Below are 21,140 nucleotides of genomic sequence, written 5' to 3' on the forward strand. Positions count from 1 at the left end.
TGACTCTGGTAGTCCAACGCTCAGGAGTTACCTGACGCCCTACCTTAGACAATGGCCCTGGTTTGTTTTATCGCTAATGATTGCATTAGGTGGTGCGTATGCGTACATGCTTTACAAACAGCCTATTTACCGAATCGAGGCTAATTTACTGCTTCAGGATGAAAAGCTGGGGAATCAGCAGGCAAACCCTCTGAAAGAACTGGGAGGTTATTCGCCCAAAAAATTAGTTGAAAACGAGCTGGAGGTGCTTACCTCAAAAACGCTGATGAACCGGGTAGTAACAGGGCTTCATCTGGATACCCGGTACTTCAGGAAATCGTCGTTTGGGAAGAGGGAAATCTATACCGACTCGCCGGTGCTGGTGCTAGTTGAATCAGCCAAACCGGTACTGTATGCGAAAATGTTACAGCTACGTTTTCTGTCTGACAAAACCGTACAAATTAATGACCAGTCGTACCCGGTTAACCAGTCTGTTCAGACGCCTTACGGACAGCTGCGAATACTGACCCGCCAACCGATAAGTAGCAAAACCGAGCCGATTACCGTGCAGGTCATGTCGCCCTCCTCGGCAGTAGGGTTGTATTTGGGTAGTCTGAAAGCGGTTCCAACGAGCAAGACATCATCGGTTATTCACCTAACACTCGAAGATGCCGTTCCGCAGAAGGGCGAAGCGATTCTAAATACGCTCATTATGGAATACAATCAGGCGGCCATTACGGACAATACCAAAATGGCGAAAAACACTCTTCAGTTTGTTGAAAACCGGCTCCGTATCGTATCAAGAGAATTGGCTTCGGTTGAAAAAAGCGTGGCGCAATACAAATCCGACTTGGGTATTACTGACTTAAGTACGCAGGCTCAGTCGTTTATAGAAACAACCCGGCAGAACGATGCCCAGCTTAACCAGATAGGTGTACAACTGGCCACGCTTGGCGACTTACAGACATTTATCAATACGCAGGTCGACCAGCGTGGAAGCACGCCCGCTACTATAGGGATCAGTGACCCTGTTCTACTGGGGCAGATCGAAAATTTATCGTCGCTCGAACTAGAGCGGGATAAGTTGATGACAACAACATCAGAAAAAAGCCCCCTTCTGCAAGCCATTGATAAACAGATTAAAGCAACGAAAAATAATGTCAGCCAAAACATCAAATCCATGAAGTCCATGCTGCTTAGTTCGCAGCAGCAGTACCTGGCCGACAATCAAAAGATTAGTAGTATTATTCGCACCGTGCCCAAGCAGGAGCGGGGGCTGATGGACGTTACACGTCAGCAGACCATCAAAAATGATTTGTACACGTATTTGTTGCAGAAGCGGGAAGAAATGGCCGTTATGTTTGCGGCTGCCGTTGCCAATAGCCGGGTAATCGATGCAGCCAAAAGCAGTGAGTGGCCTGTTAAGCCGGTGGGGGTAGTTGTCTATGCTCTTTTTGGTCTTGTGGGCTTATTAGTGCCAACAGCTGTGATTGGAGGTCAGAATGCGCTTAACAGCCGGGTATCACGACGGCAGGATGTCGAAACGTCTACACGGGTTCCCATTTTGGGAGAAGTAATGAAAAAGCACCACCGGGACCCTCTAGTGGTAGCTCCCCACAATCGATCTGTTATTGCCGAGCAAATTCGGTCTATCCGGACCACCATCAAGTTTGAGCAGGACGAAACCATAGCGAGCCAAGTGTTCCTTTGTACTTCCAGCATTAGCGGGGAGGGAAAATCATTTATATCGATCAATCTGGGAGCGAGTCTGGCTATGCTGCGGCAACCCTGCGTTATCGTGGAAATGGACATGCGGTTACCTCGTCTTCACCAGGTATTTGCCCTCGACAATTCAGTAGGCCTTAGTATGTATCTGGACGGGAAAGCTACGGTAGATGAGATTCTACAGCCTGTACCGGGGCATCCTAACTATTACATGATACCAAGCGGTCCGCTACCACAGGATCCATCCGAACTCCTAAGTGGCGATACCATGAAGCAGTTGATGCAGACATTGCGAGAGCGCTTCCGGTACATTATTCTCGACGCTCCACCAATTGGTATTGTTACCGATGCCCAGGTAGTTACTCCGTATGTAGATACGACTCTATTTGTGGTTCGGCACGGCGTAACGCCTAAACACAGCCTTAAAACATTGGACCTGCTCTACCGGGAGCAGCGTTTTAAGAACATGCGTATTGTGCTAAATGGAGTCAGTAATGGAGAATCATACCATTCTAACCACCAGTACAAGAACAGTTATTCCTACCGGTAAACTATCGCTTTTGTTTTGTTCGGCTCTACCAGGAAAAGACAATTACCCAACCCCAAAAATTTAGGTGCTATGGAAGCATTTACCAACGAGAAAACGATTTCTTTCGGCCTGAAACGTCTCAATCAGAGACAAACCCATACTCAGGAACGCAATCGTATTTTAAGGTTACCAGTAGCCAATCTTAAAAAGCGGGGATTTGATCTCACCGTGTCTTGTTTGATTACATTGTGTATTCTCATTTGGCTTTTTCCTATAGTTGCTCTATTGATTAAGTTTACTTCTAAAGGCCCGATTTTTTACGTCCAGCTACGAACAGGCCGTCGGGGTACGGTGTTTCCATGCCTGAAATTTCGGACCATGACATATGACAGGAATGCCCCATTCCAGCAGGCTGTTGTAAACGATCAGCGGATAACCCCCATAGGGCGGTTTTTGCGTCGGACTAATCTTGATGAGATGCCGCAGTTTCTGAACGTGCTGGTGGGTCATATGAGCGTGGTTGGGCCGCGTCCGCACCCGTTGCCCCTGGATGCTCAGCATTGGAATACAATACCCGGTTATCAAGAGCGATACTCCGTAAAACCCGGTATTACGGGGCTGGCCCAGGTGCGGGGTGCACGCGGAGAAACGGCGGAAGTTCACCGGATGAAGACCCGGGTCCGTTACGACCACCTGTACATTCGTCGGCAATCGACCCGGCTGGACGTAAAAATTTGCTGGCTGACAGTTATGTCGACACTAAAAGGCCACGAAAACGCCCGGTAACAGTCGCTACTCAATCAACGATATACATGACAAAGGTTCTCAACGTTACGCTGTTTGATGCGGGTCTGGATGAGGCTGTTCGGCAGTGTCTGGCGCAAAGCGAAGTCGCTTACCCCCGCCAGAACCGATGCGTCAGTGCCACGGACGCCCACGGCCTGGTTACAGCTTACCGGCAACCGGCGTTCAGAACGCTGCTCGACTCCTTCTACTGGGTACTGCCCGATGGAATGCCCAGTGTCTGGCTTGGGCGCTGGCGGGGAGCCTCCCAAATGACGCGATGCTATGGCCCCGACTTTTTCAAACGCATACTTACCGAAGGGGCCAACCAGCCGGTTAGCCATTTTTTCTGCGGAGGTAAAGAAGGCGTAGCGGACGACCTGAAAGCCGCCGTTAGCCAGAAGTTCGGCAATAACCGGGTGGTCGGGACGTTCTGCCCACCATTTCGAGAAATGACCGATGACGAGATGAGGGCCTTGGCCGACACCATCAACCAGTCGGGCGCAAATATTGTCTGGATTGGGCTGGGGTCGCCCAAGCAAGAGCGGTTTGCCAATCAACTGGCACAGTTCACGAACGTACATTTTCTAGTGACGGTTGGAGCCGCTTTCGATTTCCATACAGACCGGGTTACGCAGGCACCGGCATGGATGCAGAAGCTGTCGCTGGAGTGGTTTTTCCGGGTACTAGTCGAGCCTAAACGCCTGGCAGGTCGATACGGTCGGGTTGTTCCCTTGTTCATCTGGTTTAATCTAAAGGAAGCTTTTCGGTCGTCCAAACCCGTTCGGGCCTAATCCTGAGCGTTTTGTCTCAACGAAAAATAAATATGAATACAACTACCGTTGCTGATGTGCAGCCAGTCCTGTCGAAATCGGTACTTAAACGATTTACGATAAACGTGGCTTCGCTCTTCAGCGTCCATATGGCAAACTTGCTGCTGCCGCTCCTGACGGTGCCGTATGTGGTGCGCATCATTGGGCCTGAACGGTTGGGACTGTTGAATTTCTCGACGGCCTACGTCGCCTATTTCACGCTGTTCATCAACTACGGATTCGAAATGGCGGCCGTGCGTGCCATTGCCGCCGATCGGAATAATAAGGAACTGGTAAACCGGGTTTTTAGCGAGGTGCTGACGGGTAAAGCCCTGTTGTTTGGGCTGTCGACCCTGGTTTTTGCGGGCCTTTCCTACTACAATCCGGTATTTAGGGCGCACTTATGGCTGCATGTCTGCACGTACCTGAGCTGCGTTGGCGTAGTGCTGTTTCCGATCTGGCTGTTTCAGGCTATGGAAGATCTGGGCCGGGTAGCCATCTTTAACCTGGGGGTGAAATTTCTGCTTACCCTGTCGGTGTTTGTGCTAATTCGGCAACCAGAAGATTATATCTACCAGAACCTTACGATCAGCGTAGCGCAGGTACTGGTAAGCGTTGTGGCGCTGCGGGTGGCCTTACGTCGGTTCAAGGTGACGTTTACGTTGCCCACGCGCGCTGCCTTGCGTAATCGGTTTCGGGAGGACAGCACCCTATTTTTCTCTTCAGTGATGATTACGTTGTACGCTGGTTCGTCCGTGTTTTTGTTGGGGCTGTTTACAACGGCGTATAACGTGGGTATCTTTTCGGCGGGCACCCGTATCGAAGCAATTACCCGGGCCTTTGTTAGCATGGCCCTCAATCAGGCTTTTTTTCCCATTGTGGCCAACGCTTTTGGGAAAGGACGGGCGGAGGGATTACACATTGTCCGGACTACGTTTTTCCCATTGGCCCTATTCATGGTAATCGTGTCGGTAGTGTTGTGGCTTGTTGCACCAGTGTTTATAACCCTACTCTACGGCAGCAAATTTCAGGAGGCTATTCTGGTGTTGCGTATCGTGTCACTGCTTCCTATTATGGTGGGCATCAGTAACCTGCTGGGGTTACATACCATGCTGAATTTACGGATGGACCGCGCCTTTTTCGTCATCACGGCCTGCGGTTCGGTCATTGGCTTAGGGCTGAATATGCTGTGCATACAAAAGTCGGGATACATAGGAGCCGCTTACGCCTGGGTAATGGCTGAGTTCTGGATTACCCTGAGTATGTACGGGTATCTCCGCTACAAAGGCATCCAGGTCATTCAGTTGAGTTACCTCCACGAAGCCATTGACTTTACCAAAAATCAGGTAGCTAAACTGCTGGGGCAGCGCGTACAAAACTGACAATCAGATTAAAGAAAGTGTTATTGAACACCATGAAAATCCTCTTCGATCATCAGGCCTTTTCACTCCACACCTACGGTGGCGTATCCCGCTATTTTTCTGAACTGATTCATGGCATAAACCACACCCCCGATTATTCGGCCGCGTTGCCGTTGCTGTTTTCCAATAATATTCATCTGAAAGAAAAAGGGTTTGACATCAATAATTTTTTACTTAATAAAGAGTTCAGACGAAAAAAGCGACTTATCTACGAGATAAATAAGTTTTATACGCTGTCGGCACTCAAGAAAAAGCAGTACGACATTTTACACCCCACCTATTTTGATTCATACTTTATTCCATACCTGAATCGCAAACCACTGGTCGTAACGTTTCATGATATGATTCACGAAAAGTTCTCTAACCAGTTCAAAGAATTAACCTTCGACCAGGGCATTATTGCCCGGAAAAAACTCCTGGCCAATCAGGCCGACCGTATCATTGCGGTTTCTGAAAGTACAAAACGGGATATCATTGAATTACTTGACGTAAACCCCGAAAAAATTGAGGTTATCTATCATGGGTGCTCATTCCCACCTTCCGTCATCAGCACAACAGAAGAGCCTGATAGGGCGCCAAATCCCTATCTTTTATACGTAGGTAGCCGACACGTTTATAAGAATTTTAATGGTATGCTGTCAGCAATATATCCTGTATTAAAAAAATATAAACTGAAATTATTGTGCGCGGGGGGCGGAGCTTTTACTGAGTCAGAACGCCAGTTGATTCTGTCACTTAAAGTTGATGATTTGGTGGAGCAGCGGGACATAAATGACCAAATTTTGCGGAAGCTATATCAGCAGGCCACAGCCTTTATTTTTCCGTCACTGTACGAAGGATTTGGCATACCCATTCTGGAAGCGTTCGACTGCCAATGCCCGTGTATAATTAATGATAGTAGTTCGCTACCCGAAGTAGCTGGAGACGCAGCACTTTACGTAAATTTTAACGAGCCAGATTCACTCATTAACGCCATTGAGCAGATACTCAGTAACAATGAATTGAAGCAGGAACTGATCAAAAAAGGGCAGGAACGACTGCTGGAATTTTCCTGGGAAAATACCGTTGACAGGACGCTCAAACTTTATAAAGAATTAGAGTGAATCAGAACGTTAATAAAACCATCAATAATGAACACTGTAGCGGCTATCGTAGTAACGTATAATCGCCTGGTCGATTTGAAGGAATGCATCCGCAGTCTGCGTAGGCAATCCTACCCACTGGCGGCTATCGTCGTTTTCAACAACGGCAGTACCGACGGAACGGCCGACTGGCTGGCGCAGCAGACAGATTTATTCTGCCTGACGAGCCGAAACAACCTGGGGGGCGCGGGCGGCTTTCATCACGGGTTGAAGTATGCTTTTGAGAAGCAGTACGACTGGTTTTGGGTAATGGACGACGATTGCAGTCCGGAAGAAGGGTGTCTGGAAAAACTGCTGGCCATACCGCTCAAGGAAACCTATGCCGGGCTGGCCCCTACGGTGTATGAGGAAGATAAAATACCGGCGTTTCACCGAGCTAACCTAACATATAGTCCCAATCTATCATCGTTGCAAGAACCTTTAGAGGAAAAAGGCAACAGTACTTCCATTTCGGCTATCGACTTCGCTTCATTTGTAGGGTTATTATTGCCGTATAGTTCAGTGCAAGCCGTAGGGCTGCCCCGCTCCGAATTTTTTATCCACAATGACGATGTAGAATATAGCCTGCGCCTGAAAAACCAGGTTGGTAAAATTGCATTGCTGCATACGGCCCGTATCGATCACTTCTGTGCATCGAAACCCGCGCTCTCACAATTCAATGGTAGAAGTGCTTACGCTATCGATAAACTGTGGATTCGCTTTTACGGCATTCGGAATAACATATGGCTGAAGCGGGAAGCTTGGCCCAAGCTGAAACCGCTTCACAAAATTCGACTGACCGGCAGCTTTGCCAAAGCCCTATCGACGCAGCTGATTCAGGTGGCTTTGCACGACGACCATAAACTGAAACGGATGAAGTTTTACACGGCAGCTTACCTGGATGGTTGGTTTGGCGTGTTTGACAACGAAAAACCCAGGACTATTCTAGCCATCAACCAACCTCAAAAATGAACGTACTTATTACCACCGTCTTGGTCAACCATTCGCCGTCCGGCGTTGTGATGTACTACAACCGACTGGCCGAGGATTTGCAAAAACAGGGTATGACTGTTCGTATTCTGGATGCGTCCGATACGCCGTTTACCTGGCGGAAGTGTATGGGACTCCTAAAGCGGCTGATGCATCCATTTGGTCCAGCTAGCCGGGCTTTGTTCGAAGAGTTCGCCTACTTCACCAGTATGTACTGGACTGTTCGCGGCCATCGAAATGAAAAATTTGACCTGATTCACGCGCAGGATGCTAAATCTGGGGGGGCCGCTTTCCTGGCTCTTAACAAACGGGTTCCGGCAGTGCTGTCGTGTCATTTCAACGATAGCCCAGTGAGTGAACTGGTTAGCCGATTTCCGATGAATAGTTGGTTTGAACGCCGTTTTTCGACCTGGTACAGGTACTTATTCTCGCACATAAAAAACTACGTGTTTACGTCTGGTTACGGCTACCAAAAATCACAACACCTGCTGCCTGATGATATCAAAAAGATAACCATTTACAATACAGTTAATATTGACAACGCTGCTGACATTGTTAGTCGAAATCAGGATAGTCAGCTTATTATCAGTAACGTAGGTTACATAGATGAACGCAAAAATCAGAAACTTCTGATTCAGATTGGCCATAAGCTGCGTGAGCGGGGGATCAATAACTTCATCATATGGCTCATTGGCGATGGTCCCAAGCGGGTTGAATATGAAGCATTGGTTGAACATCTCGGCCTGGGCGAACAAATCAAGTTTTGTGGCCGACAAACCGATTCGTGGCGATTGGTGGCGCAGTCTGATTTGTACATTCATACAGCCCTGAACGACAACTGCCCCTACGCTATAATTGAAGCCTTAGCCGTTCAAACGCCCGTGCTAGCCCTGCCCGTAGGGGGTGTGCCGGAAATGTTACCGGCGAATTTTGGGTTGCTGAATGGAAACAACCTCAATACACTCACCGACGAAGTAGCCATCTATTTTGACGCCAGTTTTAGACGGGAACTGAAGCGGGCGCAGGCCGACTTCGCCGACCAGCACTTCAACCACCCCAAGTCAGTGACGGAGTTAGTTTCTTTTTATCACCAAATCCAGCAGGCTGCATGATCACCTGGCTACATAGACTTGGGCTGTTCTACCTGCTGTTTGGCATTGGTACGTTAACGCATGGGGGTGATCACCAGGCCTACTCGGATATGCTGGTTAACCTGGCTCCGATTTTGAGCATGGGGCTATTTGTGTATGGATATTTCAGCATCCCCGGTCTGTACAAAACTGTGGGCTGGGTGTTGGGGTTGGGGATCATCCTGCTCGTGCTGGAATCCAAGTATGAATACGGTCAATACATTTATTCTTACTTTGTTATTAAACGCTTCGCCTATTGCAGCGTGGCCATTGGGGCCTATTGTTTAGCAATTCGGTCAGAACCCATTGATATAAAGCAGGCGGTTAATATAATCTTCTTTTTCTTCTTCTTCGACCAAATTGTACTGGGTCGTATTTTCGGTTACGCGTTTAATTCCGATACTCGGACTACGCTCTCACCGGATGCCTATTATTTCCTGATTCCGTTCCTGTATTACCTGGCAAACTACCTGAAGCATCATCGGCCAATTCACCTGATTACGGCCCTTTTCTGCTTTTTGGTCATTATTGTTTTGCTGCATCGAACGGTGATTTCATCGGCGGTGGTAGCCGCTGGCATAGTTGTCGGGTTATCCCTGCTGGGTAAAGTTTCGTCAGGTGGCGGGTTGCCACTGGGTCGCACCCTTATTCTGTTCACGCTTTTAGTAACCATCGCTTTGCCGTTTGTGGGGCTGTTACCCGAAAAAAAGGTAGCCGCTATGATGACCAGCATCGGCGGTATCCTGTCGCCTGAGGAAGATAATACGGCTAGTTGGCGCGTAGAGCAGTCCGAATATTACTTGAGTCAGATACCGGAACGGCCATTATTTGGCTGGCGGTATGAAGGTTACGACCGGGGCGAAATCATGGAGAATCCAGACTTCGAGGAAAAAGGAACCATTATTCACTCGCAGTATATCGACATGCTTTTCAACTACGGGGCTTTTGGTTTGTTGATCCACCTGGTTCTAATCTTGGGCGCATTGGTGGTTCTTTACCGGTCGGGCCAGATTCTGTCTACCGATCAACTTGTCTTGTTTGGGTTTATTGCCAGTGGGTTGATATACGGGGCAGGGTATCAGTTTCCCGTCCAGTACTGGGGGTTAGTGGGGGTAGGTATGTACATGGGGCTTAAGCGAAAGCCGACCTATTCTACCGTTGACGAACCGACCGAAACGGCCGTCGACTACGATTTATCACCAGCGGCAACGCTGTTCAAACCTATATAGCCGTGATTAGCATTGTTATTCCCGTTCATAACCGAATCGATTATACCCGGCAGTGCCTGGCGTGTCTGACAGCGCAGACATACCGCGATTTTCAGATTATTGTAGTGGACGATGGATCTACCGATGGTACTGCTGACATGATTCGCCGGGAGTTTGCGGATGTTATCGTGTTACAGGGCGATGGTAACCTGTGGTGGGCCGAGGCTACCAACTGGGGCATCCGGTACACGCAGCAACACCAAAACAACCGGTATAAAAACTTTGTGCTGACTCTCAATGACGATACCCGTGTAATTCCTGACTACCTACAGAGTATGCTGAATGCCTACCAAAAGCACCAGCCGTGCCTGGTGGGATCGGTAAGCGTAGACAGCGACAATCCCGATAAGTTGGAGTACGCTGGTTCTAAATTTGAACTTTACACCGCTGGGGGGCATCACCTGGCCGCCGATTATGGATACAGCTACCGGGAACTTACCCGCCGGGCGGCCTTCGTGGAGTCACAGTCGCTGCCGGGGCGGGGTACGCTGATTCCAATGTCGGTTTTTGACAAAATCGGCTTATTTGACTCCCAAAACTTTCCGCACTACATGGCTGATGTCGAGTTCTCGATTCGGGCGCGTAAAGCCGGGTATCGGCTGATTGTAAGTGCCAGCAGCGTTGTTTATGAGTTTGTCAGGGCAACTGGTATCCAGGTGGAAAAGGGAGTCAGCCTGAAGCAGTTCATCGACGGCTTTACGTCGATTAAATCGCCGACGAATCTACGGGTGCGCTATAACTTTGCCATTGCCCACTCTAAAAGCGGGTTGCTTTTTTTCGTTTTCGATGTTGGCCGTATCTGCACGGGTTTTCTGCTTCGGAAAATTCGGATGATGCGCCCTACGTAGTGCTTCCCCGTTTATTATCAGCCTCAATTCTTCCATATACCATGAAAAAAGTCCTTATATCTGCTTATGCCTGCATTCCGAACGTCGGTTCTGAAGAAGAAACAGGCTGGATATATGCGCGTTTGCTGAGTCAAAATAACACAGAAGTTCATTGCCTGACTCAGCAAAAGGGGAAAGCCGCCATCGACCCCATCCTACAGGCTGGCCTGTATCCGAACTTCACCGTTCACTATGTAGTTGTGCCAGACTGGGTAGAAAAAGCGTATCATAAAGGCTTACCTGGCCTGTATTTTCACTACCTGTACTGGCAATGGGTAGCCAGCCAACTGGCTATACAGCTTAATCAACGGCATCAGTTCGATCTGGTTCACCATATTACTTATGGTAGTCTTCAGTTGGGTAGTTTTATGTACCGACTGGGGAAGCCATTCATTTTTGGCCCGGTGAGTGGCGGGCAGCAGGCCCCCGAATCCATGAAGCAGTATTTCGGTAAATACTGGGGGCGTGAGCGGATGCGGGCGCGGATTGGCCGATTGATGGAGTACGTCAACCCCGGCTTTTATAAAACGCTCCACAAGGCAGACCGGGTTATCGTTACTAACGCCGACACCTACTGGCTGGCCCGGCGTTTCCGACCCGAACAACCCATTGAACGGATACTTGATGCGGGTATAAGTGTATCATTTTTGCCACAGCCCCCCGTTGAGCATGTACCGGGTAAAGTGCTCAAACTACTGTGGGTGGGCCGAATGCTGCCCCGCAAAGCGCTGGAACTAACCATTCAGGCACTCGGTCAGGTCGATGCTGCGCTACCTGTAGAGTTAACCATTGTTGGAGGACGGGGCGACCTAGCCGACCAGGTGCCGCACTACATTCGGCAGTACGGCGTAAGCAACCGCGTCAACTGGGTTGGTCATGTGACGCACGACGAGGTAAAAGGCTTTTTTCGGGAGTCAGACGTATTTTTCTTCACCAGCCTGCGCGATTCGGGACCGCATCAGTTGATGGAAGCTATGGCTTACTCGCTACCCATCGTTACGCTCGATTTGCACGGGCAGGCCGAAATAGTGAGCGTATCAACGGGCATTAAAGTGCCGGTTACTACGCCAGACCGGGTAGCCGCCGACCTGGCAAGGGCTATTGAATGGATGGCTGCTCATCCCACCGAACGCCTGATGATGGGTCGTCAGGCGTTCGAATTTGCCCTTACTCAACTTTGGGAAACCAAAATTCGCCGATTCATCGATGTTTTATACCCGGCCGTGTTAAATCCGTCACGGGTCAATGAGTCCATTGACTTGGAAGAAGATGCTATGGTTTCTGGGATGAAAGCCAATTCAACGGGAAATAGAGTGATCAAGGCGCATTAATTGGCTCCCTGCCAGCAACAGAAAGAGAAAATAACAGGTAGGTCATTCATTTTTCAAGACAATACTATGAAACAGACATTGAGGTCAATCAAGCATGCTGTAATGGGTACGTATCTTCAGGCTTCGCAGGTATATTATACGGTAGCCGGTAAAACGGTAGAATGTAACATCTGCCAGTACAAATCGAACCATCTCGCCAGCGATGGCTGGCATCAGCACGTTATCTGCCCCTATTGTAAATCGACCGTACGGCACCGGTTGCTAATGGCTGCCTTCAGCCTGCTTAATGAGTTTGGATTTGACAAACTTATCGAGAATAAAAGTGTTCTGCATTTCGCGCCGGAAAAACACCTGGAAAAAGTAATGCGTAGCAAAGCAGGCAGTTATAAAACAGCCGATTTCCTGGCCGAAGGATATGCGTATAGCCGCATTGATTATAACATTGACATTTCGGCCATGAAAGCCATTGGCGATGAGTCATTCGATTGTGTTATTGCCTGCGACGTGCTGGAACACGTTCCAGACCATATGGGTGCCATCAGGGAGGTGTACCGGGTGCTGAAACCGGGTGGCTACTGTGTGTTTACCGTTCCTCAGAAAGACAATCTGAAACAGACTATCGAGGATTTGTCCATTACCAGCCCCCAGGAACGCGAACGCATATTTGGTCAGCGTGATCATCTGCGCATTTACGGAGATGATTTTGTTGATATGCTCACCGCCTGTGGATTTGCGGTTACAGGTATCGACGAGCATTTTTTCAGCAAAGAAATAATCGATCAATACGTACTATTTCCGCCAATTCTGTCGAAACACCCATTGGCTACGAACTACCGTAAGGTATTTTTTGGCAAAAAATAAGGCACCCAACTCGTATAAACAGATTTAATATTTATCAAATCACTAAGGAGATGAACAACATTGAAGCAAATCAGCAGCAAACGTGGAGTGAACACAGTAAATTCACCTTGGACCGGTATCGGCAGTTTGCCCGGCATCTGCCCGGAAACAGTCTGCGGGTTCTGGACTGTGGCTGTAATACAGGTCGGGGCGGCAACGTATTGAAACAACTATTTCCGGGTATCGATTTGTATGGTATTGATCTGTTGCCCGAACGTATTGAGCAGATTCCAGCCGGTGTTTATCACCGGGCGGTAGCAGGCAGTGCTGCCGAATTGCCCTTTGAAGCCGATTTCTTTGATGGTATTGTAGCGGGTGAATTTGTGGAACACCTGGCTGACCCAGATCTGCTGTCCACCTTCAGAGAATTTAAACGGGTACTGAAACCAGGCGGAAAAATTCTGTTAACCACGCCCAATCCGGAATCTTACCTGGTAACAAAGATGGGACGAACGCACATTTTTGACGATCCATCGCATGTTAACATCATGGCTACCGGCATTCTTAAAGATAAATTGGCCACCTGTGGACTTACATTGGTTAGCATAGCAGGAAGCGGTAAAGCGTCGAGATACGTGGGTGAGCGGTTCCCGCTCTTCAACGTCTACGGCAGCTATTTAGCTACTGTCACCTATTAGCGTTACCAACGCTAATGCATCGGTGCAAAAGGAATCTGGCTTTTGTATGTCTATAGATTCTATAAAGCAAGAATACTAAAGCTCCCTATATAAAATGGCAAATGACCCGCTTTATGAAAAAGATTTTGATTTCTGCCTACGCCTGCATTCCAAACCGGGGGTCTGAGGAAGGAAATGGCTGGCATTATTCCTCGTTAATAAGTCAGCAGGGGTATCGCGTCTGGTGCCTGACCAGAGATATTGGACAGAATAGCATAGAGCAAAAAATGGCCGAATCCCAGTATCCCAACCTAACATTTGTTTACGTCAAGATGCCTCGCTGGTTAGATAAAGCCTATTATAAAGGATTGTTGGGTCTGTACTTCCATTACCTATACTGGCAGTGGAGGGCCTATAAAGTAGCCCAGCGGCTGGATCAACGGCATCAGTTCGATCTGGTGCATCACGTGAGTTATACCAGTCTTCAGTTAGGCAGCTTTCTCTACAAATTAAAGCGTCCGTTCATATATGGGCCGGTGGGTGGTGGGCAGGAAGCTCCTAAGGTGATGCGTCGCTACTTTAGAGACTATTGGGTTAAAGAAAGAATGCGTTCGGTGGTTAGTAAACTCATGTTGATGTTCAATCCCGGCTGCTATCAGTCGGTGCGCCGGGCTAATTTTGTGCTGGTGTGGAATGAAGATACGCGCCGACTGGTTCATTCACTTGGCCGACAAAAAGCCGTTAAAAAAGAATTTGGCGGGGTCAGCAAAAGTTTTGTGCCTTCAGAACCCATACTTCGTTCCCCCCAGGATAGCCTGAAGCTGATTTGGGTAGGCCGCCTGATGCCCCGCAAAGCCCTTGAATTGACGCTTCATGGATTGAGCAAAGTGGATCCCAAACTGCCTGTTCACCTGACTGTGTTGGGCGATGGCGAAATGGGCAAATACATGCCTGAGTACATTGCCCGGTATAACCTGGCGAATCGGGTTACCTGGGTGGGCCGGGTCGACTACGAGCAGGTTAAAGCGTTTTATCGCAAAGCTGACGTATTCATTTTTACCAGCCTTCGGGATACCGGCCCCGCTCAGTTGATGGAAGCCATGAGCTATACGCTCCCGGTTGTTACCCTCAACTTGCACGGCCAGGCCGAAATAATCAACGATTCGACTGGTATCCGCGTTCCGGTTACCACCCCGGAGGTGGTGACCGACCAATTGGCAAAAGCCATTGAGTGGATGTATCACCATGAAGCCGAACGGCTCGAAATGGGTTTAAATGCGTACTACTTTGCTCAGCAGCAAGTATGGGAGGTAAAAATTAAGCACATTATCCAGACCTACTACATAGCTGCCGTAAGGCAGAAAACCAGTGCATCGGTTGATTACGAGCCAATACGGTGAATGGACGAGCCGGGCGGCTATTGCCCGGAATTGCCAGCATGAATACTGGCCTTAAAAAACAGATTGTTGCCTGCCTGATTAGGATTCAGGTTTGCATCAATTCAGTTAAAACAACCTGTCCTGAAGCATTATGGTACTAAACAAAAAAGAAACAGGGCGGCTAAGTGTGGGCGTATTTCTGTTACTGGCAATCAGTATTGCTTTTGGGTTGCAATTTAGAGAGCCGTGGCTATGGATGGACGAGGTGCTGAGTTACGTACTTCTTTCCGATCCATCGCTGGCTCACGTCAACGACGCCATCATGAGTGGAATGGACGCTAACCCGCCCTTGTTTTGCAACGTGTACTGGTTCTTTGGTCACTATATCAGTCTGAATCCGTTGTTTTTACGGGTACTCGGAGTGGTGCTGTTTGCGGGTACGATAGCCGGTTTTTTCTGGTACACTACCCGGCTTATTGGTAATGGCGTCATTAATTTTTTGCTGATTACGGTCATGGTTTATATGACCCATCAGAACTTTGTACACGCAACTGGCATCCGGTCATACGCTATTTTCTTGCCTATTAGCTGTGCGTACTTTATTATTCTGCACCAGCTTATCAATAATCCTGGCAGTGTACGGCTGTTGATAGCCCATGTTATAGTAGGATTATTGATGGCTTTCTGTCATAACTACGGTGCGCTTTATCTGGCCGTTTCCGGGGCGGCATTCCTGATTTTGCTGCTTTGGTCCGGGCAACGGAATTATTGGTTTGTGCTGGCTACTTTCGGAGTAATAGCGATGGTTTGGCTGGTAGCCTGGTATCCAAGCTTTGTTATTCAATCCGATGCGGGCAAACCCCATTCCTGGATACCATTGCCCACAGTAAACTCGTTCTTTTCAAATTTTGGCGATCTGATTCCTGGCGTTCCCATAAAACTAAAATGGTTTCTTCCGTCGCTATGGTTTGATGTGCTGCGGGTAATGCTGGTGGTAGGTTTATACCTGTACGTAGCCATACGCGGGCTTAAGGGCGGTTTTCAGGCGGTTCGCCAGGACGAAGCGTTCAAGTTTTTTCTGCTGTCGGGCTTTATCTACCTGACCGTTTTACTCATCGCGTTGACGGTATCACTAACGTACACCTCCATTTTTATCAGCAGGTACATGTGGCCCAGCCAGTTGCTGATCATGTTTCAGCTCGTTTACGCCTACTACTTTTTTACGGGGCAACCGCAGTCTGTGTTCCGTTTGGCCCGTTTGCTGCCCGTTTACGCACTTTTGCTGGGGGGCGTTATTTTTTATAAAGTCTGGAAAATGGAGTCTTCTTTCCGTAGTAGTATCCTAACGTATCTACCCCGGCAAAACGCTGACTATCCGGTGTTCGTTGAGCGGGCAGATTACTTTCTGCCGATATGGTTCCACAAACAACGGCCCAACGTGTCGTTTCTGTTAGACTGGAAAAACGCCACTCAACCCAACAACATCAGAAGCGCAACCACCGATTATAAAATTTTGGCTTCCTTAAGAGAGAAATACAATATCAAAGGCCTCGTGCTCGCTGATACGTTCAACGCTGCCAATTTCCCTCATTTCTACGTCGTTGATGAACAGGCCATTTATCAGATCGAGGATTACATCAAGAGGGGGCGGGTAGAGGTGATAAGAGAGCTGCCTATTGCCATACCGGGACACCGGCTTCTGGAGTGTACTTTTCAGAAACGCAAAAAAAACTACTAAATCCTAGTCAACGGTGTTGCCTGACATGGTGGCATTTATCTCTCAACTATTGACAAAATCAATTTACAGTCTTCTGTCTCAAAAAATAAAACTAGTATGGTGATCGGTAATGGCATGATTGCCAAATATTTCAGTAGTTTTTCGAACTGTAATGAGGTTACGATATTTGCTTCGGGTGTGTCTAACTCAAAAGAGACTTGCCCCGAACCCTATATCCGGGAGCAGAAGCTGGTTGAGCAAACGCTTCAGCAAATGCCTGATTGTTTGTTTGTTTATTTTAGTACTGCCAGCATTACCGACCCGGCTGAGCAGCATTCAATGTATGTGCAGCATAAGCTGCGTATTGAACAGCTGATTGCACGGCGAGCTTCCAAATACATTGTTATTCGGGCCTCCAACGTGGTAGGTGGCCCTGGAAATCCCAATACCATCCTTAATTTTTTTGTAAACCGTATCCGCCAGGGCGATTCGTTCCGTTTGTGGCAAAACGCCATCCGAAATCTGCTTGACATTGACGATTTGTACAAAACAGTTGTCGCTTACATCAATACCCCGGATGCCTGGAATCAAATTTATCTGGTCGTTCATCCACACTCATTAAGTCCATTAGCTATGGTAAAAGCTATTGAAGCTTATACGGGTCAGCGGGCTATCTATGAAATACTTTCCCAAAACGCGCCTGATAACGGAGTGCAATCTGGAACGGAAGCAAACGAACAACAGGCTATTCTATACACCATTCAATTACTTCATAAGTATTATTAACTAATTCACCAATAGCATATTAAGGTAGTATATTTCACCTCCAACCAATAGAGTAAGTCAATTAAACTGATTAACAGTAACTATTTGCAAATTAATGAACTAACAGTAAATCTTTATAACTATGAAACAATTTATCAAATTACACTACCTGCTGCTCTTGGTGTGCAGCCTGTCAGCGGCTATTACAGGCTGTAAAAAGACACCCGACGAGCCTGAGCCAAAACCAATAGTTGGTATAAGCAGTATTGACCCAGCTACGGCTCCCGTTGGCAGCACTATTGCCGTAAACGGCAATAACTTCGATCCGGCCAGCACAACTATTAGCATTGGGGGAGTAGTGGCTACAATCGTGTCAGTTTCGCCCACGCAAATCATCGTTACCGTTCCCGAAGGCGTTACCAGTGGGCCAATATCGGTTACCTCCGGTGGCCAGACCGTTCAAAGCCCCACTTCCTTTACTAAATACGTGGCTCCGCCCAAACCAATTGCCGAAAAATTCGGCACTATTTACACTAACCCAACCTGGACGAGCGATTCTATTTATGTACTGCGGGGTATGGTATATATTCCCGAAGACCATACCCTTACTATTCAACCCGGCACTATTATTAAAGGAGCCGGGCCGGAACGAGACCCGAACCCGAGCCCCAGTGAGCCTAAACGGGCAGGTGCGCTCGTCATCGAACGAAGGGGTCAGTTGTTTGCCAGAGGAACGGCGGCCAAACCAATTGTTTTTACGTCCATTAAACCTGCTGGTCAGCGTAAACCCGGCGACTGGGGGGGCGTGGCACTGGTGGGCCGATCTCCTGTAAACCGACCAGCGAGCCTGTATTATCCAAACGGTATTCGGGGTACAGTAGCAGCCTATGGCGAACCGTTCGATAACTCCGGTGTACTTCAATATGTGCGCATCGAGTACGCCGGTGCTGTTCAGCCCGGTGCGCTTCAACCCACTGTACAGAACCCTAAACTCAGTGGCCTGACCATGATTGGCGTGGGAGCCAAAACAATCATCGACCATGTGCAGGTGTCGTACTGCGGAAGCGATGCTTTTTCCTGGTTTGGCGGTTCCGTGAATGCAAAAAACTTATTTGCCTACCGTACGCTAGACGATGATTGGACGGTAGACTGGGGCTATGTGGGTAACGTGCAATTTGGTGTATCCCTGCGCGACCCGGCCGTAGCGGATCAATCCGGCTCGAACGGATTTGACGTGGAGAACTACGACCCGAATGAGAAGACGGACGCTCCCCCCGTTGTGCTGTTCAATCAGTTACCGCAAACCGCACCCGTGTTTGCTAACATCAGTAATTTCGCTTTCAGTGACGCGCCCACAGCTACTAACACAGCCAACGGAACAGGGCCTTACCAGTCGGCTATCCATCTGCGCCGGAACAGTGCGATTGCCATCTACAATTCCCTGTTTTACGGGTATCCTGAAGGGCTGCGGATTGAATCAGCCGTGTCTACAACCGCGCTGACGGGTGGTTCAATCGACCTGAAAGGCGTTGTACTGGCCAACGTAACAACGCCGGTAGCAGGGGCGGGGGTAATCACTAACGAGCAGGCAACGGGTTATTTTACGGATGCCAGTCGGGCTAATCAGGTCATTATGTCAAACGATCTGGTGTCTCTGATGCTGAATTCGATGACCTTCAATCTAACTTCCCCTAATTTTGTGCCCCAAACGGTTTCACCATTGCTAACGAGCGTGGTGACGGGCGGGAAATTAGCCAACTCTTTTTTTACATCGGTTGCCTACAAAGGGGCATTCGGTACGGACAACTGGCTTTCAGGCTGGACAACGTTCAATCCACAGACCGCTGATTACGACCGGTAATCTGTCTTCTAAGTTACAAAAGCGAGTCCCCGTCAGAAACAAGTTTCTGACGGGGACTCGCTTTTGTAACGGAACGAATCAACGCATACCAGCAAGCGTTTTCAATCGATTATAAATCCGGATTGGAACGCTGTAACGCTGTAGAGTTTTGCGGTGATAGTAAGCCGTAGACTCCACCAGTTCGGGAAAGGTAAAAGTCCGTTGAGTGCCTTTGTCCAACTGCGTTTTGTAACGATTGAAAATATTGGTATGAGTGGCCTCCTCCCCAAATCCAATATTTTCAACTTTCGAAACGGTTGGGTAAACCGACAATCCATCAGCTTTGAAACGGTTGTAGCAGAAACGAATATCCCACGCATCGGCCCGCCCTTCCATTTGGCTGCGCAGCATACCCACTAAGTCGGAGCCGCCCCGCATGAATGCTTTCTGTTGCTGTTTATCCCGTTCAAATGTTGGATAATCAGTCATGGCCCAGTCGATGGATTGCCAGCGGTCGGCCCAAGTAGCCCAACCCCAGGGGCTGTGGCGCGGAACGAAATAAGCATCCACGTTGTAGTTGGCTGGCTTTGGAAAAGGAAATGTATACCCCGCTACGGAGTACACCCGTTTACTGGAACTGTAGTGGACCAGTGCCTGGTTCATGAAGTCCAGAAAGTTGGGTGCCGTAATCAAGTCGTCCTCCACGATAATGGCCGATGGATACTCTTCCAGCACTAAGGATACGCCCCGGATGATGGAATCAGCGCATCCTATATTTGTTTTTGCATAGTTTCGGTGAATAGTTCGGAAGCCAGAGACTTTATCCAGAAAGTCGTGCACTTCGGCCACTTTAGCCACATCTGCTTCTTTTCGGGGGGCATCCACAAAAATAATTAAGTCACTCTGAGAAGCTAAATGGTTAGCTTTTAGGGCCTGAAAAGTTGCTTTTAGTTCGTCTGGACGCTTAAAGGCAAACAAAATTACAGGTGCGTTCATACAATACTTGTTCAGTTATTTCTATACATTAAGTAGAAGAGAAAGACTTTGTATCGTTTTGATTAGCTTAACATAAGCCCTTTCAGGTAACATAAATCCTTGCCATCTCTTCTTTGAGGACGAGATGGGCTAGACGAGTTATTCAGTTTTCTACGTTTTGAAATTAGGACCATAGACTCCGAGTTCAAAATGAAATCACTTCAATGGCACCGTCTCTCTATAACTCTTTATTTTCTATATAATATAATTATTAATAACTAAAAGCATTTTATTAACTCTATTTCAATATAGTAAACAATATTTTGTTGTCATTTAGCTTGATATTATAACTATTCAAATAAATAGCTAATTAGAAATTAATTAATCGCACATGCTAACAGACCATTATATTCGTGTGTTTGATAACCGGTAGTCGTATGATCAATCATTCTTGTTTTTTTAAGATAGCAGTTAAGTAATCCAGTCGACTTCTGGATACGGACAACGCCGTACCATCAACTAATTGAATTTCTCCAGAACGATTGCCTATACAATGGAATGTTTGAATATATTTTTGATTTACGAGCGTTGACCGATTAATCCGAATAAAGTCGAGGTGGTGTTCAAACCATACAAGAGGTTGTGTAGCTACAGAGGAAGGTTTATCACGGAAATTAATGCGTGTGTAACTCCCTTCTCCCTTGAGCCAAATAATTGAATCAACTAAGACCAAATCTGAGTAACCTGGCAGACGAATTGATGTCATATTTATTTCCATTTTAATAGATTTATTATATAGGGCAAATATGATAAAATACGAACGGAGTAAATCTGGTATTGTTTGCATGATACTGGTTAATCACAAATAAGAAGTTGGGATAACTGACTGAAAGCCTAAGCGCTAACTACATTTATAAAAAAATAAACTTCGCTAAATCTGCCAGTTTAAACAGTGAGTTACGTGTTTTGAA

General features: G+C 47.8%; 18 protein-coding genes. 16 read left to right on the forward strand and 2 right to left on the reverse strand.

Annotated features, from left to right (window positions below; translation table 11 throughout):
* Positions 1 to 76: 76 nt before the first annotated feature.
* The 16 genes from B156_RS0104670 (at position 77) to B156_RS0104745 (ending at position 19,215) form a co-directional block, all read left to right on the forward strand.
* A complete protein-coding gene (locus tag B156_RS0104670; RefSeq protein ID WP_018618485.1) occupies positions 77 to 2,254 on the forward strand; it encodes a GumC family protein in 2,178 nt (725 codons plus the stop codon).
* Positions 2,255 to 2,323: 69 nt separating this feature from the next.
* Positions 2,324 to 3,019 carry a sugar transferase gene (locus B156_RS0104675; RefSeq protein WP_018618486.1) on the forward strand — a complete coding sequence of 232 codons (696 nt, stop codon included), beginning with the start codon at positions 2,324 to 2,326 and terminating at the stop codon, positions 3,017 to 3,019.
* Positions 3,020 to 3,045: 26 nt separating this feature from the next.
* Positions 3,046 to 3,810 (forward strand): WecB/TagA/CpsF family glycosyltransferase, encoded by a 765-nt coding sequence (locus tag B156_RS0104680; RefSeq protein WP_018618487.1) that lies wholly within the window; start codon positions 3,046 to 3,048, stop codon positions 3,808 to 3,810.
* 32 nt (positions 3,811 to 3,842) lie between these two features.
* Positions 3,843 to 5,210: a flippase gene (locus tag B156_RS0104685; protein WP_018618488.1), complete on the forward strand. Its 1,368-nt coding sequence runs from the start codon at positions 3,843 to 3,845 to the stop codon at positions 5,208 to 5,210.
* Positions 5,211 to 5,242: 32 nt separating this feature from the next.
* Complete coding sequence (locus B156_RS0104690; RefSeq protein WP_018618489.1) at positions 5,243 to 6,352, forward strand: glycosyltransferase family 4 protein; 1,110 nt, start codon at positions 5,243 to 5,245, stop codon at positions 6,350 to 6,352.
* A gap of 27 nt (positions 6,353 to 6,379) precedes the next feature.
* Positions 6,380 to 7,342 carry a glycosyltransferase family 2 protein gene (locus B156_RS0104695; protein ID WP_018618490.1) on the forward strand — a complete coding sequence of 321 codons (963 nt, stop codon included), beginning with the start codon at positions 6,380 to 6,382 and terminating at the stop codon, positions 7,340 to 7,342.
* A complete protein-coding gene (locus B156_RS0104700) occupies positions 7,339 to 8,472 on the forward strand; it encodes a glycosyltransferase family 4 protein (protein ID WP_018618491.1) in 1,134 nt (377 codons plus the stop codon). Before B156_RS0104695 ends, B156_RS0104700 begins: the two co-directional genes overlap by 4 nt.
* Complete coding sequence (locus B156_RS0104705; protein ID WP_018618492.1) at positions 8,469 to 9,719, forward strand: O-antigen ligase family protein; 1,251 nt, start codon at positions 8,469 to 8,471, stop codon at positions 9,717 to 9,719. The genes B156_RS0104700 and B156_RS0104705 overlap by 4 nt, the downstream gene beginning before the upstream one ends.
* 2 nt (positions 9,720 to 9,721) lie before the next feature.
* On the forward strand, positions 9,722 to 10,606 hold the full coding sequence (locus tag B156_RS0104710) for a glycosyltransferase family 2 protein (RefSeq protein ID WP_018618493.1): 885 nt from the start codon (positions 9,722 to 9,724) through the stop codon (positions 10,604 to 10,606).
* A 41-nt stretch (positions 10,607 to 10,647) separates the two neighbouring features.
* Entirely contained in the window at positions 10,648 to 11,976 is a 1,329-nt protein-coding gene (locus B156_RS0104715; protein WP_018618494.1) for a glycosyltransferase family 4 protein, read from the forward strand.
* Between the two features lie 66 nt (positions 11,977 to 12,042).
* Positions 12,043 to 12,837, forward strand: coding sequence for a class I SAM-dependent methyltransferase (locus tag B156_RS0104720; RefSeq protein ID WP_040585118.1), 795 nt, complete (start codon positions 12,043 to 12,045; stop codon positions 12,835 to 12,837).
* A 50-nt stretch (positions 12,838 to 12,887) separates the two neighbouring features.
* The gene (locus B156_RS0104725) at positions 12,888 to 13,514 is read left to right on the forward strand and encodes a class I SAM-dependent methyltransferase (RefSeq protein WP_018618496.1); all 627 of its coding nucleotides are present in this window, start codon (positions 12,888 to 12,890) and stop codon (positions 13,512 to 13,514) included.
* 113 nt (positions 13,515 to 13,627) lie between these two features.
* Positions 13,628 to 14,893 carry a glycosyltransferase family 4 protein gene (locus tag B156_RS0104730; protein WP_040585187.1) on the forward strand — a complete coding sequence of 422 codons (1,266 nt, stop codon included), beginning with the start codon at positions 13,628 to 13,630 and terminating at the stop codon, positions 14,891 to 14,893.
* Between the two features lie 130 nt (positions 14,894 to 15,023).
* Positions 15,024 to 16,610, forward strand: coding sequence for a hypothetical protein (locus tag B156_RS0104735; protein WP_018618498.1), 1,587 nt, complete (start codon positions 15,024 to 15,026; stop codon positions 16,608 to 16,610).
* Positions 16,611 to 16,706: 96 nt separating this feature from the next.
* On the forward strand, positions 16,707 to 17,375 hold the full coding sequence (locus B156_RS0104740) for an NAD-dependent epimerase/dehydratase family protein (protein ID WP_018618499.1): 669 nt from the start codon (positions 16,707 to 16,709) through the stop codon (positions 17,373 to 17,375).
* Positions 17,376 to 17,496: 121 nt separating this feature from the next.
* The gene (locus B156_RS0104745) at positions 17,497 to 19,215 is read left to right on the forward strand and encodes an IPT/TIG domain-containing protein (RefSeq protein ID WP_018618500.1); all 1,719 of its coding nucleotides are present in this window, start codon (positions 17,497 to 17,499) and stop codon (positions 19,213 to 19,215) included.
* Positions 19,216 to 19,293: 78 nt separating this feature from the next.
* Here B156_RS0104745 and B156_RS0104750 read toward each other — a convergent pair whose 3' ends face one another.
* Complete coding sequence (locus B156_RS0104750) at positions 19,294 to 20,190, reverse strand: glycosyltransferase family protein (RefSeq protein WP_018618501.1); 897 nt, start codon at positions 20,188 to 20,190, stop codon at positions 19,294 to 19,296.
* Positions 20,191 to 20,614: 424 nt separating this feature from the next.
* Positions 20,615 to 21,016 (reverse strand): LytTR family DNA-binding domain-containing protein, encoded by a 402-nt coding sequence (locus B156_RS30720; RefSeq protein WP_084757662.1) that lies wholly within the window; start codon positions 21,014 to 21,016, stop codon positions 20,615 to 20,617.
* Positions 21,017 to 21,140 lie beyond the last annotated feature (124 nt).

The sequence above is a fragment of the Spirosoma luteum DSM 19990 genome (assembly GCF_000374065.1).
GTDB lineage: Bacteria > Bacteroidota > Bacteroidia > Cytophagales > Spirosomataceae > Spirosoma > Spirosoma luteum.